Here is a 16,458-nt window from a genome sequence, read left to right as displayed (position 1 = left end):
TTCTACATTGCGGTGCAATGTCACACTGAGCCGACCGACGCGGCCTTCCTGGGGGACCGGTGCCGGACACCGCACAGCAAGTACCGCTCCAGACCACCGAGAAGCTGCCCCGGGTGTTCTACCGGCTGGCACTGGGCGACGCGCTCTCCACCTACGGGAGCCAGCTCGACCTGGTGGCGCTGAGCCTGTTCGCCTACGAGGCGGCCGGGAACGCACTCGGCACGGCCGGGTACCTCATCCTGCGCCTGACCGGCGGTTTCGCCGGTGGGCTGGTCAGCGGGCGACTCGTCGCCCGGGTCGACCGGCGGCGGCTGATGACGGGCTGCGCCCTCGCCCAGGCGGTGGCGCTGGTCGTGGTGGCCCTTGCCCCGGCGTCCGCGCGCATCCCGGTGCTCTACCCGCTCGCGCTGGTCTTCGGCGGCGCGGCGGCGGTGTGCGCCGTCGCGTTGCGCACCAGCATCCCGGAGATGGTCGGAGCGGAGCGCCGGGCCCGTGCCAACAGCCTGATGGCCAGCTGCCGTTCGGCCGCCATGGTGCTCGGCTTCGCCTCCGCCGGGGTGGTGGTGGCCTGGGCCGGGTTCCGCGCGGCGCTGCTGATCGACGCGTCGAGCTTCGTGGTCTTCGCCGCCGTGGTGCTCCGGCTGCCGCTGCGCACCCGGGCCGAACCCGCCGAGCAGGCGGCCGAGCGGGACGCCGACCCGGCCGCGACCGGCGTCGGGTCCGACGACGCTGCCGGCGGCGGCAAGACGGAACGATTCGGCAGCCGGTGGCAGGCCCTGGTCGTGCTGCGCGCGGCCCCCGTGGTCGGTGCGATGGCGGCGATCCGACTGCTGGACGCCTTCGGCTCCGCCGCGCACAACATCAGCCTGCCGGTCTTCGCCAACCAGCACGACCCCGGCAACCCGGCCGCGCTGCTGGGCATGTTCTGGGCGACCTGGGCGGTGGGGAACCTCGGCGCCCAACAACTGGTCTCCCGCCTCCTGCTGCGCCGGGGCATCGAACCGGGCGAGCGCGCCTTCGCCCTGGGCACCTGTCTGATGTCCGGCTGCTTCATCCTGGTCTTCACCGGGCTGCCGACTCCGCTGTTCCTCCTGGTGGCGATCGGGGCGGGGCTCGGCGACGGCTTCACCGAGATCTCGTACACCACCCGGATCCAGGCGCTCACCGACGAACGGCGCGGCCAGGCCTTCGGGTTGCTCGCCTCCGCCGAGAACGTCGGCATGGGCACCGGGATGCTGCTGAGCGGATCGCTGCTGGCACTGCTCAGTCCGCTGACCGTGGTCGGCGTCTCGCACGCTGTCCCGATCGTGCTGGCGCTCGGCTTCCTGGTCCTGGTCGGCCGGGCCCGGAAGCGCTGACCCGCGCGGCCCGGAGCCCGTTCCGCCGAACCACCGCACACCGCACGGCCGTTCACCCCAAGACCACCCATCGCCCGACCGCACCCGCGACCACCGTGCCACCGCACCCGCAAGTACCGCGCCACCGGATCCGCCGACGCCCCACCGGGCCACCGGCGACCCCGATCCGCCCACCCTCCGCAACCCGGGGCAGCCCTACCCGCGCACGCCCCGCACCGATCCGAAAGGTGCCGTCGCCGATGAGCCCCACCGGTTCCGAGCGCGCCCGGCTGCGCGCCCTGGAGGCCCGGCTGCTGCTGCGTCCCGAGGTCGCCGACTGCGCAGTGCTGCCGGTCGAGCGCGCCGACGGCCGCCGCGGTCTGCTGGCCTACCTGGTGCCCGCCACCGACACCGACCCCGTCGCGCTGCGCCGCCGGGCCACCGCCGCCCTGCTGGACGCCGACCCGGGCACCGAGGTGCACCTCCTGGACGGCATCGTCCGGACCGCGCTGGGCGAACCCGACCGCGCCGCCCTCGCCGCCGCGGCGGCCCGGCCGCCGGCCGGTCCCGGGCCCGCGCTCCGCCACCTGCGCGAACTCACCCCGAGCTGGCGGCCGTTCGGCGCCCCCGGCCCGGCCGCCGGTGCCAGCCCGGGCGGCCCGACGGCTGCCCCCTCGGAGCCCGGGGCCGTTGAGCCCGGTGCCGAGGAGCCCGGTGCCGAGGAGCCCGGTGCCGAGGAGCCCGGGACCGAGGAGCCCGGGACCGAGGCGGTCGGCGCCCCGCTGCCCGAGCCGGAGCCGGACGCGCCGCGTACCCTGCCCGAGGCCCTGCTGCGCGCCGCCGAGCGGCACCCGGACCGCGGCCTGCACCTGGTCCGGCCCGACGGCGGGGCGACCAGGCTGACCTACCGCCGGCTGCTGGAGCGGGCCCGGGAGACTCTCGCCCTGCTGAGCGCCGCCGGGCTGCGGGCGGGCGACCGGGTGATCCTCCAGGTGCCGGACCAGGAGGGCTACTTCACCACCCTGTGGGCCTGTCTGCTGGGCGGGGTACAGCCGGTCACGGTGGCCCGTCCACCGGCGTACGACCAGCCCAACCCCGTCCTGGAGAAGCTCTGGCACGCCTGGCAGACCCTGGCGGAGCCGCCGGTGCTCGCGGGCGGCCCGGCCGTGGCGGGCCTGGCCCGGCTCGGGGAGCTGTACCCGGCGCCCGGCCTGCGGGTCATCGCGGTCGACCGGCCCGTCGACGGCGGCGCCGTGGCCGTCGGCACCGGCGCCGGCGTCGAGCACGCCCCGGACCCCGGCGAGGTGGCGATCCTCCAGCTCTCCTCCGGCAGCACCGGCCGCTCCAAGGCGGTGCAGATCACCCATCGCGGCATCCTGGAGTACGTGGCCGGCGCGGTCGCCCAGGGCACCCTGCCCGAGGACGTCACCGTCAACTGGCTGCCGCTGGACCACGTCGCCGGGCTGCTGATGTTCCACCTGCGCGACGTGGTGCTGGCCGCCGACCAGGTGCAGGTGCCCACCGAGCTGGTGCTCGCCGACCCGCTGGTCTGGCTGGACACCCTGGAGCGCTACCGGGGCGCGCACTCCTGGTCGCCCAACTTCGGCTACCGGCTGGTGGCCGAGGCGGTGCGGGCGGCCGGCCCCGGCCGGCGCTGGGACCTCTCCTCGGTCAAGTCCCTGATCAACGCGGGGGAGCAGTGCACCGAGGCGGTGCTGGACGAGTTCCTGGCCGCCACCGGCCCGTTCGGTGTCCGGGCGGAGCACGTGCTGCTCGGCTGGGGCATGGCCGAGACCTGCACCGTCATCACCTACAAGCGCTACCACGAGGACGGCGCCCGCCGCCTGGTGCGCACCGACTCGCTGACCGGCCGGCTGGAGCCCGCGGACCCGGACTCCCCGGAGCGCGGCACCGCGTTCCTCAGCATGGGGCGCCCCGCCCCCGGCGCCCGGATGCGGGTGGCGGGCGAGGACGGCCGGGCCCTGCCCGAGCACCGGGTCGGCCGGCTCCAGGTCAACTCCGGCCGGGTGACACCGGGTTACCTGAACAACCCGGCCGCCGACGGCGACGCCTTCGTCGGCGAGGGCTGGTTCGACACCGGGGACCTCGCCTTCCTGGCCGACGGCGAGGTGGTGCTCACCGGCCGTCGCAAGGAGATCATCATCGTCAACGGGGTGCACCACTTCTGCCACGAACTGGAGGACGTGGTCGCCTCGCTGGCGGGGGTGCGCTCCGGGCACGTCGCCGCCTTCGGGGTCCCGGACGAACGCACCGGCACCGAACAGCTGGTGATCGCCTACGTGCCGAGCGACCCGGACGCCCCCGCCGCCCCGGTGGCCGCCGAAGTCCGCCAGGTGCTGGCCGCCCGACGGCAGCCGGCCCCCGCCCTGGTGCTGCCGGTGCCGGCGGCCGAGTTCCCGCGCACCACCAGCGGCAAGATCCAGCGCACCGCCCTGCGCGCACGCCTGCTCGACGGCGAGCTCGACGAGCACATCGTGGCGCTCGACCTGGCGGAGGCCAACGCCCGGACCGTGCCGGACTGCGTGCGCCGGATCGTCTGGGAACCCCGACCGGCGCCGGACGCCCCCGAAGCTCCGGAGAGTATCGAGGATTCCGAGAGTTCCGAGAGTCCCGAAGATTCCGAGGGTTCCGGGTCCGGGGGGCCGACCCTGCTGCTCGGCCCGGCCGGCCCCGGCACCCTCGCCGAGGCACTGGCCGCCGCCCTGCCGGGGGCCGTCCTGGTGGAGCAGCCGCCGACCGCCGACCCCGCGCAGTGGCGACGGGCGCTCGGCGCCGAACGCCCCGGGCGGGTGGTGCACCTCTGGGGCGCGGACGGCGGGCCCGCCTCACCGTCGGACGGCGTGCCGTCGGACGAAGCCCTGCTCGCCCTGCTGCGCGCCCTCGCCGACCGGCCGCCGACCGGTGAGCTGGTCACCGTCAGCGCCGGGCTGCACGCCGTACTGCCCGGCGAACTCCCCGACCCGGCAGCGGCGTTGACGGCCGCGCTGACCGCCGGGGCGCGGGCCGAGCAGCTGGTGCCCGCCGCCCGGCACATCGACCTGCCGGCCGGCCCGCCGACCGCCGAGGAGGCCGCCGCCCTGCTCGCCCTGCTGGCCGAGCCCCGGGCGGAGCCGGAGAGCGCCTGGCGCCGGGGCCGCCCCTGGGTGCCCCGGCTCGGACCGGTCGAGCCCGACACCGAGGCCGCCGATGCCGATGTCGACGCCGACGGCAAGGTCGAGGCCGCTGCCGCCGACGCCTGTTCGCTGCTCTCGCCCGGCGCCCGCTATCTGGTCACCGGCGGCCTCGGCGGGATCGCCGCCGAGCTGCTGCCCGGCCTGCTGCGCGACCACGGGTCCCGGCTGCTGCTGATCGGCCGCACCGACCTGGACGCGCCCACCGCCGAGGCGGCCGAACGCCGCGCCGCGCTGCACCGGCTGTCCGGTTACGGCGGCCGGGTCGACTACCGCCGCGCCGACGTGACGGACCGCGAGCAGCTGGCCGCCGTGGTCGCCGAGGCCGAACGGGACTGGGGAGCACCGCTGGACGGTGTGCTCCACCTGGCCGGCGCCTATCGGATCGCCCTGCTCTCCGGCACCGGCCCGGAGGACTGGCGGGAGGCGGTGCGCGCCAAGACCACCGGCACGGACCACCTCGTCGAACTCGTCCGGCAGCGCCCCGGCGCCCAGTTCGTCGGCTTCTCCTCCATGGTCGGCCTCCAGGAGGCCGTCGGCTCCACCGCGTACGCCGCCGCCAACCGCTACCTGGAGAGCGCGGTCGAACGGCTGCACCGGGAGACCGGCACCCCGGCCTGGACGATCTCCTGGGGCCTGTGGAGCCGGGTCGGCATGAACCGCGCCACCGACCACGAGCAGGCCTCCGCCGCCCGGGGCATCGCCGTGCTGAGCGCCGCGCACGGCCGCCGACTGGCCGCGCTGCTGCTGGCCGGCACCCCGGGCCGCTGGTACGCCGGGCCCGACCCGAGCGCCCCCGCCGCGCGCCGCCACCTGCTGGCCACCGCACCCCGGCCGATCGCGGAGGCGCCGACCGGCCGTACGGACGAGCACCGGCCCCCGCAGCCGACCGCCCACCTGGCCGCCGTCACGGACCCCGCTGCCCGGAACGCCCCGGCCGAGCTGCGCCGCACCGTCCTGGACGCCTTCGAGACGGTCCTCGACGCCCCGCTCGACCCGGCCCGCCCGCTGACCGAACTCGGCATCGGCTCCCTCCAGTTGATGCGGGTGCACGGTGCCCTCAGTGCCGCCCTGCCGACGCCCCCGGCACCCACCGAACTGTTCCGGCACCCCACCGTGGACGCCCTGATCGCCCACCTGACCGAGGCCCCCGCGCCGGCCCAGGCCACCGCCACCGGGGCGGCGGCCGGTGCCCCGGTCGGCGACGACCGCCGGATCGCCGTCGTCGGCCTGGCCCTGCGCTTCCCCGGCGCCGACACCCCCGAGCAGTACTGGCGCAACATCGTCGACGGCGTCTGCAGCACCACCCGGTTCACCGAGGAGGAGCTGGCGGCGGCCGGACTGCGCCCCGAGGAGTACCGGCACCCCGACTTCGTCCCGGTGACCGGGGCGCTGCCCGACACCGACCACTTCGACGCCGAGGCCTTCGGCATCAGCGGCACCGAGGCCGCGCTGATGGACCCCCAGCAGCGCCTGCTGCTGGAGATCTGCCGGCAGGCCCTGGAGGACGGCGGCTACGACGCCCCCGACCCGCACCGCCGGGTCGGCGTCTTCGCCGGCACCGGGATGACCCTCTACGCGCTGCGCACCTACTACCAGCACACCCTGGCCGGCACGGCCGACCCGGCCCAGCCGGTGTCCGCGCTGCAGACCGCGATCGGAAACCAGGCCGACTTCGCCGCCACTCGGGTCGCCTACCGGCTGGGCCTGACCGGCCCGGCGGTCGGCGTGCAGACCGCCTGCTCCACCTCGCTGGTCGCGGTGCACCTGGCGGCGCAGTCGCTGCTCGCCGGGGACTGCGACCTGGCCCTGGCCGGGGCCGCCGCCCTGCACATCCCGCAGGCCGCCGGATACCGCTACGAGGAGGGGTCGATCCTCTCGCCCGACGGCGAGTGCCGGGCCTTCGACGCGGAGGCCGCCGGCACCGTCGGCGGCAACGGCGTCGCGGCCGTGCTGCTCAAGCGCCTGGACCGGGCCCTGGCGGACGGCGACACCGTGCACGGCGTGATCCTCGCCTCCGCCGTCAACAACGACGGCGGGCTCAAGGTCGGCTACACCGCGCCCAGCGTGGACGGACAGGCGGCCGTGATCGGCCGGGCCCTCGACCTGGCCGGGGTGCCGGCCGAGAGCGTCGGCTACGTCGAGGCGCACGGCACCGGCACCCCGCTGGGCGACCCGATCGAGTTCCGGGCCCTGGCCCAGGCGTTCCGGGCCCGGACGCAGGCCGCCGACTTCTGCTCGCTCGGCTCGGTCAAGCCCAACATCGGCCACCTGGACACCTGCGCCGGAATGGCCGGGCTGATCAAGGCCCTGCTGGTGCTGCGGCACGGCACCGTCCCGCCGCTGGTCAACTTCGACCGCCCCAACCCGGCGCTGGAGCTCGCCGGGAGCCCGTTCCGGCTCTCCGCCGAGCGCCGCGACTGGCCGGCCGGCGCCACCCCGCGCCGGGCCGGGGTCAGCGCGCTGGGCGTCGGCGGCACCAACGCCCACCTGGTGCTGGAGGAGGCCCCGGCGGCGGCCGCGCCCGGCGCCGCCGACGGCCCCCGGCAGGCGGCGCCGACCGTCCTGCCGCTGTCCGCCCGTACGGAACAGGGCCTGACCGCCCTGGCCGGGCTGCTGCGCGACCGCCTCGCGGCCGGGCCGGCGCCCGCCCCCGGCGACCTGCTGCTCACCCTGGGCGGCGGGCGCCGCGCCCTGCGCCACCGGCTGGCCGTCACCGGCGCCGGTCCGGCGGAGCTGCTCCGCGGCCTGGAGGCCCATCTGGCGGGCCGCACCTCGGGGACCGCGCCGGTGCGCCGCGAGGCCCCGCGCGGTGACGTCCGGCCGGTGCTGCTCTTCACCGGCCAGGGCGCCCAGTACCGGGGCATGGCGGCCGGACTCCACCGCGCCTTCCCGGTCTTCCGGGCCGTGCTGGAGGAGTGCGACCGGCTGCACCGCGAGGCCTGGGACGAACCGCTGCTGCCACTGCTGCTCGACCCCGTGCCGGAGGGCGCCGCCGACGACTGGACCACCGAGGCCGCGCAGCCCGCGCTGTTCGCCCTGCAAGCGGCCCAGCTGCGGCTCTGGCAGGAGCTGGGACTGCGCCCGGCCGCGGTCGCCGGGCACAGCGCCGGCGAGTACGCGGCCTTCCACGCGGCCGGTGCCCTGGACCTCGCCGACGGGATGTTCCTCACCGCGCTGCGCGGCCGGCTGATGCACCGGGCGACCGCTCCCGGCGCCATGACGGCGGTGATGGCCGGCCCGCAGCGGCTCGCCGAACTCGCCGACCGGCTGCCCGGGGTGGAGCTCGCCGTGGTCAACGGCGCCGGCCAGTGCGTGCTGTCCGGCCCGCCGCGCGACATCGCGGCCGCCGAGGCCGTCCTGGCCGCCGAGGGCGTGACCACCGAACGACTCGCCACCGACCGGGCCTTCCACTCCCGGCTGCTCGACCCGGTGCTCGAACCGTTCCGCGAGCAGCTCGCCCGGCTGCGGCTGCGGCCGCTGACCGTACCGCTGGTGAGCAACCTGGGCGGCGAGGTGCTGGCCCCCGGCACCGTGCCCGCGCCCGAGTACTTCGTCCGGCAGACCCGGGAGAGCGCCCGCTTCGACCAGGTGCTCACTGCCCTGGACGGGCAGGGCCACGAGCTGTTCCTGGAGCTCGGCCCGCACCCGACGCTCACCGGCATGGGCCGCCGGGAGCTGCCGCACCGCCACTTCGTGGCCGGTGCCCGGCGCGGCGCCCCGCAGGAGCCGCAGTTCGACGCCGCGGCCGGGGCGCTGTGGTCCCACGGCGTCCCGATCGACTGGGCGCGGTTCGCCGCCGCCCGCGACTGGCCGGACGGCCCGGCCCGCCGGGTGCCCCTGCCGACCACCGTCTACCAGCGCCGCCGCCACTGGTTCACCGCCCCCGACCGGCCGACCACCGAGGACCCCGCCATGCACCAGGCACCGCCGCCCCAGCAGACCGCCCCGGCGCCCGTCGTCCCCGCGCCGGCCGTCCCCGCGCCCGCCGTTCCGGCCGCCGCCGCGAGCCCCGAGCAGCTCGCCGAGGAGGCGGTGCTGCGCCGGGTGCTGGAGCAGACGGCCCGCCAGCTGGGCCACGACGAGGGGGCGGTCGGCGCCGACGACCCCTTCTTCGACCTGGGCGCCGACTCGCTCGGGATGATCAACATGATCCGGGACCTGGAGCGCGCCTTCCGGGTACGGATCTCGATGCGCGAACTGTTCGAGGCGGCGGACACCCCGGCCCGGCTGGCCGGGCTGATCGCCGACCGGCTGGAGCCGGACGTCCGGGACGCGCTGCTGCCGGCGGCCGCTCCGGAGCCGGTCGCAGTGTCCGAGTCGGTCGCGGCCCCGGCTCCCCAGGCGGCCGCGCCCGTCATCCCCGCAGTGCCCGCCGCCCCCGCACCCGCCGCGCCCGCACCCGCCGCGCCCGTCCTCCCGGCGGTGCCCGCCGCGCCCGCACCCGCGCCCGTACCGGCCGTCCCGTCCGCCCCGGTGACCGACGGCACCGGCCTGATCGAGCGCCAGCTCGCGCTCCTCGGCCAGTTCTCCGACCTGATGCGCGACCAGCTCGGCCTGCTGGCCGGAACGGGGACGGCGACCGCGACCGCAACCGGGGTGGTGCCACCCGCGCCCCTCCAAACCGCGGCCCCCGTCGCCCTGCCACCGGCCGTCGCCCCGGCCGCCGAGGCCACCCCCGCGCCCGCCGTCCAGGCCACCCGCGCCCCCGCAACCCCAGCCCCGCAGGTGCACGGCCCCCGGGTGACCGTCTCCCGCGAGTCCGGCATGGCCGCCGGCGGCCTGACCGAGCAGCAGCGCGCCCATGTGGACGGCCTGGTCGCCCGCTTCACCGCCCGCACCGCCGCCTCCAAGGCGGTCACTCGCCGCCACCGCCGCACCCTCGCGGACAGCCGCGCCGTGGTCGGCTTCCGCTCCGCCACCAAGGAGATGCTCTACCCGCTCGCCGCCCGCCGGGCCCGGGGCTCCCGGCTGGAGGACCTCGACGGCAACACCTACGTCGACATCACCATGGGCTTCGGCGTCCTGCTCTTCGGCCACGACCCGGAGTTCGTCGCCGAGGCCGTCCGCGAGCACCTGGCCAGCGGGCTGCGGCTGGGCCCGCGCGGTCCGGAGACCGGGGAGGCCGCCGAGCTGCTGGCCGAGCTGACCGGCACCGAGCGGGTCGCCTTCGCCAACTCCGGCACGGAGGCGAACGCCGGGGCGATTCGGCTCGCCCGCGCCTTCACCGGCCGGGACAAGATCGTCATGTTCGAGGGCTCCTACCACGGCCACTTCGACCACACCCTGGGCCGGACGGTGGGCCACGGCGCCGACCGGGAGACCGTCCCGGTGTCGAGCGGCATCCCCGCCAGCGCCGTCGCCGACCTGATCGTGCTGCGGTACGGCGATCCGCAGAGTCTCCAGGTCATCGAGGAGCTCGGCGACCGGATCGCCGCCGTGCTGGTCGAGCCGGTGCAGAGCCGTCACCCGGGGCGCCAGCCGGTCGAGTTCGTCCGCTCGCTGCGCGAACTGACCGCCCGCCGCGGCATCGTGCTGCTCTTCGACCAGATGCTCACCGGTTTTCGGCCCCACCTGCGCGGCGCCGAGGGCTTCTGGGGCGTGACCCCGGACCTCTCCACCTACGGCAAGGTGCTCGGCGGCGGCTACCCGATCGGCGCGATCGCCGGGCGGGCCGACATCCTGGACGGGATCGACGGCGGCCACTGGGACTACGGGGACGACAGCTACCCGCCCAAGGACACCACCTTCTTCGGCGGCACCTACATCCAGCACCCGCTGGCGATGACCGCGGCCGGCGCCGTGCTGCGCCACCTCAAGGAGGCCGGCCCCGGCCTCCAGGAGCGGCTGAACGCCCGCACCGACGAACTGGCCGCGACCCTCAACGGGTTCTTCGAGGAGGAGGAGTTCCCGCTCCGGCTGGCCCACTTCGGCTCGCTGTTCCGGTTCGAGCCGCGGGCCGACGTGGAGCTGTTCTTCCCGGAGCTGCTGACCCGGGGGGTCTACGTCTGGGAGTGGCGCAACTTCTTCCTCTCCACCGCCCACACCGACGGCGACCTGGAGTTCGTGGTCGACGCCGTCCGGGAGTCGCTGCGCGGCCTGCGGCGCGGCGGCTTCTTTCCGGCCTCGCCCGGCGTGCGGGTCCCGGCCCCGCGCCCGGCGGCCGCCGAACTGGCCCCGTCCGAGCCGGAGACCGGCACCGCCCCAGTGCCGTACCACCCGGTGAGCGACCCGCAGCGCCCGGTCGACTTCAGCCTCTACTTCTTCGGCGACTACCCCCTGGACTCGCCGGAGGACGAGAAGTACCGCATCGTCCTGGAGAGCGCCCGCTTCGCCGACCGGCACGACTTCCACGCCGTCTGGCTGCCGGAGCGCCACTTCCACTCCTTCGGCGGGATCTTCCCCAACCCCTCGGTGCTGGCCGCCGCGCTGGCCCGGGAGACCAGCCGGATCCGGCTCAACGCGGGCTGCGCGGTGCTGCCGCTGCACCACCCCGTCCGGGTGGCCGAGGAGTGGTCGGTGGTGGACAACCTGTCCGGCGGCCGGGTCGGCCTGGGCTGCGCCAGCGGCTGGCACCCCAACGACTTCCTGTTCTTCCCGGAGAACTACGGCGGCCACAAGGAGCTGATGCACCGCCAGATCGACACCGTCCGGGCGCTGTGGCGCGGCGAGCCCTACCGCGGCCGCAACGGCAACGGGGAGCCGATCGAGGTGACCCTGCACCCGCGCCCGTTGCAGGAACAGCCGCCGATGTTCACCGCGATCGTCGGCAACCCGGACAGCTTCCGCGAGGCCGCCCGGCACGACCTCGGCGTGATCACCAACCTGATGACCCAGGACATCGCCCAACTCGCCGAGAACGTCGCCCTCTACCGGCGCACCCGGGCCGAGCACGGCCTGGACCCGGAGGCCGGCCGGGTTGTCGTGCTGGTCCACACCTACCTGGGCACCGACCTCGCCACCGCCCGCGAGCAGGCCTACCGCCCGTTCTGCCACTACCTGCGCTCCTCGCTCTCGCTGTTCGGGCAGATGGCCAACAGCCTCGGCCTGACCCTGGACTTCGAGCACACCCGCGAGGAGGACCTGGAGTTCGTGCTGGAGCGCGCCTACGAGCGCTACTGCGCCTCGCGCGCCCTGATCGGCACCCCGGAGAGCGTCGGGTCCGTACTCGCCGAGCTGCGGGCGGCCGGCGCGGACGAGATCGCCTGCTTCGTCGACTTCGGGCTCGCCCCCGACCTGGTGGCCGCCGGCCTGCCGCAGATCGACGCGCTGCGCCGCTCCACCGAGCGCGGTGCCGCACTGTCCTACGCGCAGCAGCGGATGTGGTTCCTGCACCGGATGCTGCCCGACGCCGCCCAGTACAACGAGGTCAAGGCCGTCGAACTGGACGGCCCGCTGGATCCGGAGGCGCTCGACACCGCGCTGCGCGCGCTGGTGGAACGGCACGTCGGGCTGCGCACCGTCTTCCGGGAGCAGGACGGCGAACCGTTCCAGCAGGTGCTCCCGGCACCGGACGGCCCGGTGCTGGAGCGGGTCCCGGTGCACGGGCCGGCCGAGGAGGCGGTGGCCGGGCTGGTGGCCGCCGAGGGCGCCCGCCGCTTCGACCTGGCCGAGGGCCCGCTGTTCCGCGCCGGGCTGCTGGCGACCGGGCCGGACCGGCACGTCCTGGTGCTGTCGATGCACCACATCGTGATCGACACCCTGTCCACCGTGGTGATCACCCGGGAGCTGGGGGAGCTGTACCGGGCGGCCCGGGAACGGCGGCCGCACCGGCTGCCCGCGCTCACCACCACCCCGGCCGCCGAAGCCGCCCGGGAGCGGGCCGCGGTGGCCGCCGGGGCGTACCAGGAGAGCCTCGACCACTGGCGCAAGGTGCTGGGCGGCGAGCTGCCGGTGCTGACCCTGCCCACCGACCGCCCCCGCCCCGCCGTACCGGACGGCCGCGGCCGCGCCCACGTCCGCCATCTGCCCACCGAACTCTCGGCAGGCGTACGGGAGTTGGCCCGCGACCGGCGTTCGACCCTGTTCATGGTGCTGCTCACCGCCTTCGCCGGGGTGGTCCAGCGCTACAGCGGCCAGGACGAGGTGGTGCTGGGCACCCCGCTGGCCAACCGGGCGGACGGCACCGAGGACCTGGTCGGCTTCTTCGTCAACACGCTGGCGCTGCGGCTGGACCTCTCCGGCGAGCCGGACTTCGCCGAGGCGCTGGACCGGGTCCGCTCCACCGCGCTGGACGGCTACGAGCACCAGCAACTGCCCTTCGAGGTCCTGGTCCAGGAACTGAACCCGCAACGGGACACCAGCCGCAACCCGCTCTTCCAGGTCATGGTCGAGTTCGAGAACCACGCGGTCTTCGAGCTGGACCTGCCCGGGGTGACGGCCCGCCCGCTGGACCATGTCGTCGACCGCTCCGCCTTCGACCTGGCGCTCTTCCTCACCAACCTCCCCGAGGGCATCCGCTGCCACGTGGAGTACGCCGAGACCCTGTTCGACCGGGCCACGGTGGACCGGCTGTTCGACGCCTTCGAGCGGCTGCTGGCCGCCGCCGTCGCCGACCCGGCCCGACCGCTAGCCGAGCTGACGGCCGCCCCCGCCGACCCGGCCCTGGAGTGCGGACCGGAGGCGGAGCCGACGCCCGCGCACCCGCTGGCCCGGGTGGCGGCCACCGTGGCCGACCGGCCGGAGGCCGTCGCGGTGGTCGCGGCCGACGGCACCGCGACCGACTACCGGACGCTGTACGCCAGGGCCGAGGAGCTGGCCCGCCGGCTGCTGGCCGCCGGGGTGCGCGAGGGCGACCGGGTGGCCGTGCTGCTGCCGCGCTCGGCGGACCAGGTGGCCGCGCTGCTGGCCGTGCTGCGGCTGGGCGCCGTGCTGGTGCCGATCGACCCGGTGCAGGGCGCGGAGCGCTGCCGGCTGATCGCCGCGGACAGCGCCCCGACCGTGCTGCTCACCGCCCGGGGCACCGACCTGATGGGCATCTCGCTGCCGACGGTCCACACGGACGCCGAGGCCGACGCCACGTCCTCGGCGGTGGAACTGCCGCCGCTGCCCGTCCCCTCCGCGCAGGCCGCCGCGTACCTGCTGTACACCTCCGGCTCCACCGGCCGGCCCAAGGGCGTGCTGATGCACACCCTCGCCCTGGCCTCGTTCCTGGTCTGGAACGTCGCCGACCACCCGGCCGCCCGCACCCTCCAGTACGCCTCCTGCGGCTTCGACGTCAGCGTCCAGGAGGTGCTGACCACACTGGCCGGCGGCGGCACCCTGCTGCTGATCGATGAGGAGACCCGCTACGACATCACCGCGCTGGCCGCCGTGGTCCGCGCCACCCGGGCCGAGCGGCTGCACCTGCCGTACACCCCGCTGGCCGCGCTGGTCGAGGCCCTCGGCGACGAACCCGTGCCGCACCTGCGCGAACTGATCCAGGGCGGCGAGCAGTTGCTGCTCACCCCCGCCCTGCGCGCCTTCCTGGCCCGCAACCCCGGCTGCGCGCTGGTCAACCACTACGGCCCCACCGAGACCCACGGGGTCACCTCCGGCCGGATCGACCCGGACGGGCCGGACCACGCCTCGATCGGCCGCCCGGTGCCGGGCAACCGGATCGTGCTGCTGGACTCCGCCGGGCGGCCCGTCCCGGCGGGAGCGGTCGGCGAGATCCACGCGATCGGCGTCCAGGTCGGGCTCGGCTACCACGGCCGGCCGCAGGAGACCGCCGCCGTCTTCACCGACACCCCGGAGGGCCGCCGCTACCGCACCGGCGACCTCGGCCGGTGGCGGCCGGACGGCACCCTGGAGTACCTCGGCCGGGCCGACCGCCAGGTCAAGGTGCGCGGCTACCGGGTCGAGCCCGGCGAGGTCGAGACCGTGCTGCGGACCGTACCGGGCGTGCGCGGCGCGGCCGTGACCGGACGCCGCACCCCGGCGGGCACCACACTGGCCGGGTACGTGCGGTGCGCGGCCGCCGACCTGCCCCGGGTCCGCGACCAGCTGGCCGACCTGCTGCCCGAGCACATGGTGCCGGGGCTCTGGGCCGCCGTCGATGAGCTGCCGTTCAACCTCAACGGCAAGCTCGACATCGCCGCGCTGCCGGAACCGCTGCCGCTGGGCGCCGGACTGGCCGCCGTCGCCCCGGCCACCGAGCTGGAGCGCACCGTGCAACGGCTGTGGGAGGAGGAGCTCGGCCGCCCCGCGGGCGTGGAGACCTCCTTCTTCGACCTCGGCGGCCACTCGCTGGCCGCCACCCGGCTGCTGAACCGGGTCCGCGAGGCCACCGGGCTGCGGATCGGCGTGCTGGACTTCTTCCGCCGGCCCACCGTCCGCGCGATGGCCGCCCACCTGCCGGCCGCCCAGGAGCGTCCGGCCCCGGCCTACGAGGAGGGCACGCTGTGACCGCCCCCGCCCCCGGCCCCGCCGCCGCACCCGGCCCCGCGTCCGGGCCCGCCCCCGCGTCCACCGGCACCGATCACGGCTGGGACCGCCTCCTCCGGTTGCTCGACGAGCGCGGGATCGTGCTGCGCACCACCGGCGAGCGGCTCGGCTACCTCGCCCCGGCCGGCGCGCTGGACGAGGAGGCCGCCGGGCTCGTCCGGGCGCACCGGGAACGGCTGCTGGCCGTCCTCACCGGCTCCGGCGCGGCGCTCGCCGCCGCGCCGGCCGGGCTGGCCCAGCACCGGCTGTACCGGATGCACGGCCGCTCCGCCGACCCGGCGGTGTGGAACATCACCCAGCGCATCACCCTGCGCGGGCCGCTCGACCCCGAGCGGCTGGCCGCCGCCCTCACGGCGCTGAGCGAGCGCCACGAGAGCCTGCGGACCCGCTACCAGGACACCGAGCTGGGCCTGCTCCAGCAGGTGCGGCCGAACACCCCGGTGGAGCTGCCGATCGAGGACCTGCGCACGCTCGCCCCCGCCGCGCGGGACGCGGCGCTTGCCGGGGCCACCTGGGCCGAGGGCGCCCTGCCGTTCGACCTGGACGGCGACCGGCTGCTGCGCGCCCGGCTGCTCCGCACGGCTGACGACGTCTGGGTGCTGCTGCTGTCGCTCCACCACATCGTGGTCGACGGCTGGTCCCTGGCCACCCTGCTGGCCGACCTGGGCGCGCTGTACCGCCGGGACGGCGCTCCGCTGCCGGACCCCGGCCGGATGACCGACCACGCCTGCTGGGAGCGGACGGTGGTCACCCCGGCCGCCGTCACCGAAGCCCTCGACCACTGGGCCCACGTCCTGGGGGACACCCCGCCGGCGGTGGACCTGCCCACCGACCGGCCGCGCCCCGACCAGCGCTCCGGGCGCGGCGGCACCCTCGCCTTCCGCGTCCCGGCGGCGCTGGCCGAGGCGGTGGGCCGCTGCGCCGCCTCGCGCTCCACCACCGCCTCGGCGGTGCTGCTGGCCGGCTATGCCCGGCTGCTCGGCGAGCTGACCGGGGCGGCGGAGACCCTGGTGGTGCTCTCGTACGCCAACCGCACCCGGCCGGTGGACGAGCGGGTCGTCGGCCTGCTCACCACCGGCCTGCCGATCCGGCTGCCCACCCGCCCGCCGGGCGGGTTCGGGGCCGCGGTGGACACGGCGGCGAGGGCGGTGGCCACCGCCCTGGACCACGCCACGGTGCCCTTCGGCCACCTGATCGAACCGCTGCGCGAGCGCGGCGTCGGGCTGCCGGCCGGCTACCCGCAGGTCCTGCTCGCGGTGCAGAGCACCCCGGCGATCGCCCTCGACCTCCCCGGCCTGGCCGTCGAGGTCGAGGACGTGCCGGGCCCGTCCACCCGCGCCGACCTCTCCGTGCTCCTCACCCCGGACGCGGACGGCTACGCGGGCCTGGCCGAGTACGACGCCGACCTGTTCGACCCTCAGACGGTGCGGTCCTGGCTGGAGCGGATGGTGGCGGGCCTGGCCCGGGAGCTGACGGACTGACCGCCCCTAACCCCCCCAGACCGT

At 76.3% G+C, this 16,458-nt stretch carries 3 protein-coding genes; all 3 read left to right on the top strand.

All coding sequences use genetic code 11. The features are described 5' to 3' along the window. Positions 1-59: 59 nt before the first annotated feature. The 3 genes from ACZ4W5_RS05330 (at position 60) to ACZ4W5_RS05320 (ending at position 16,434) form a co-directional block, all read left to right on the top strand. Positions 60-1,358, top strand: a complete 1,299-nt coding sequence (locus ACZ4W5_RS05330; protein WP_465652995.1) for an MFS transporter — start codon at positions 60-62, stop codon at positions 1,356-1,358. 239 nt (positions 1,359-1,597) lie between these two features. Continuing rightward, positions 1,598-14,914, top strand: a complete 13,317-nt coding sequence (locus ACZ4W5_RS05325; protein ID WP_465652993.1) for a MupA/Atu3671 family FMN-dependent luciferase-like monooxygenase — start codon at positions 1,598-1,600, stop codon at positions 14,912-14,914. Then, entirely contained in the window at positions 14,911-16,434 is a 1,524-nt protein-coding gene (locus ACZ4W5_RS05320) for a condensation domain-containing protein (RefSeq protein ID WP_465652991.1), read from the top strand. The genes ACZ4W5_RS05325 and ACZ4W5_RS05320 overlap by 4 nt, the downstream gene beginning before the upstream one ends. Positions 16,435-16,458: the final 24 nt, after the last annotated feature.

Source organism: Kitasatospora sp. NPDC029367 (assembly GCF_055569135.1).
Note: the sequence above shows the minus strand (reverse complement) of the source record. Positions and strands in the feature narration are given on the sequence as shown.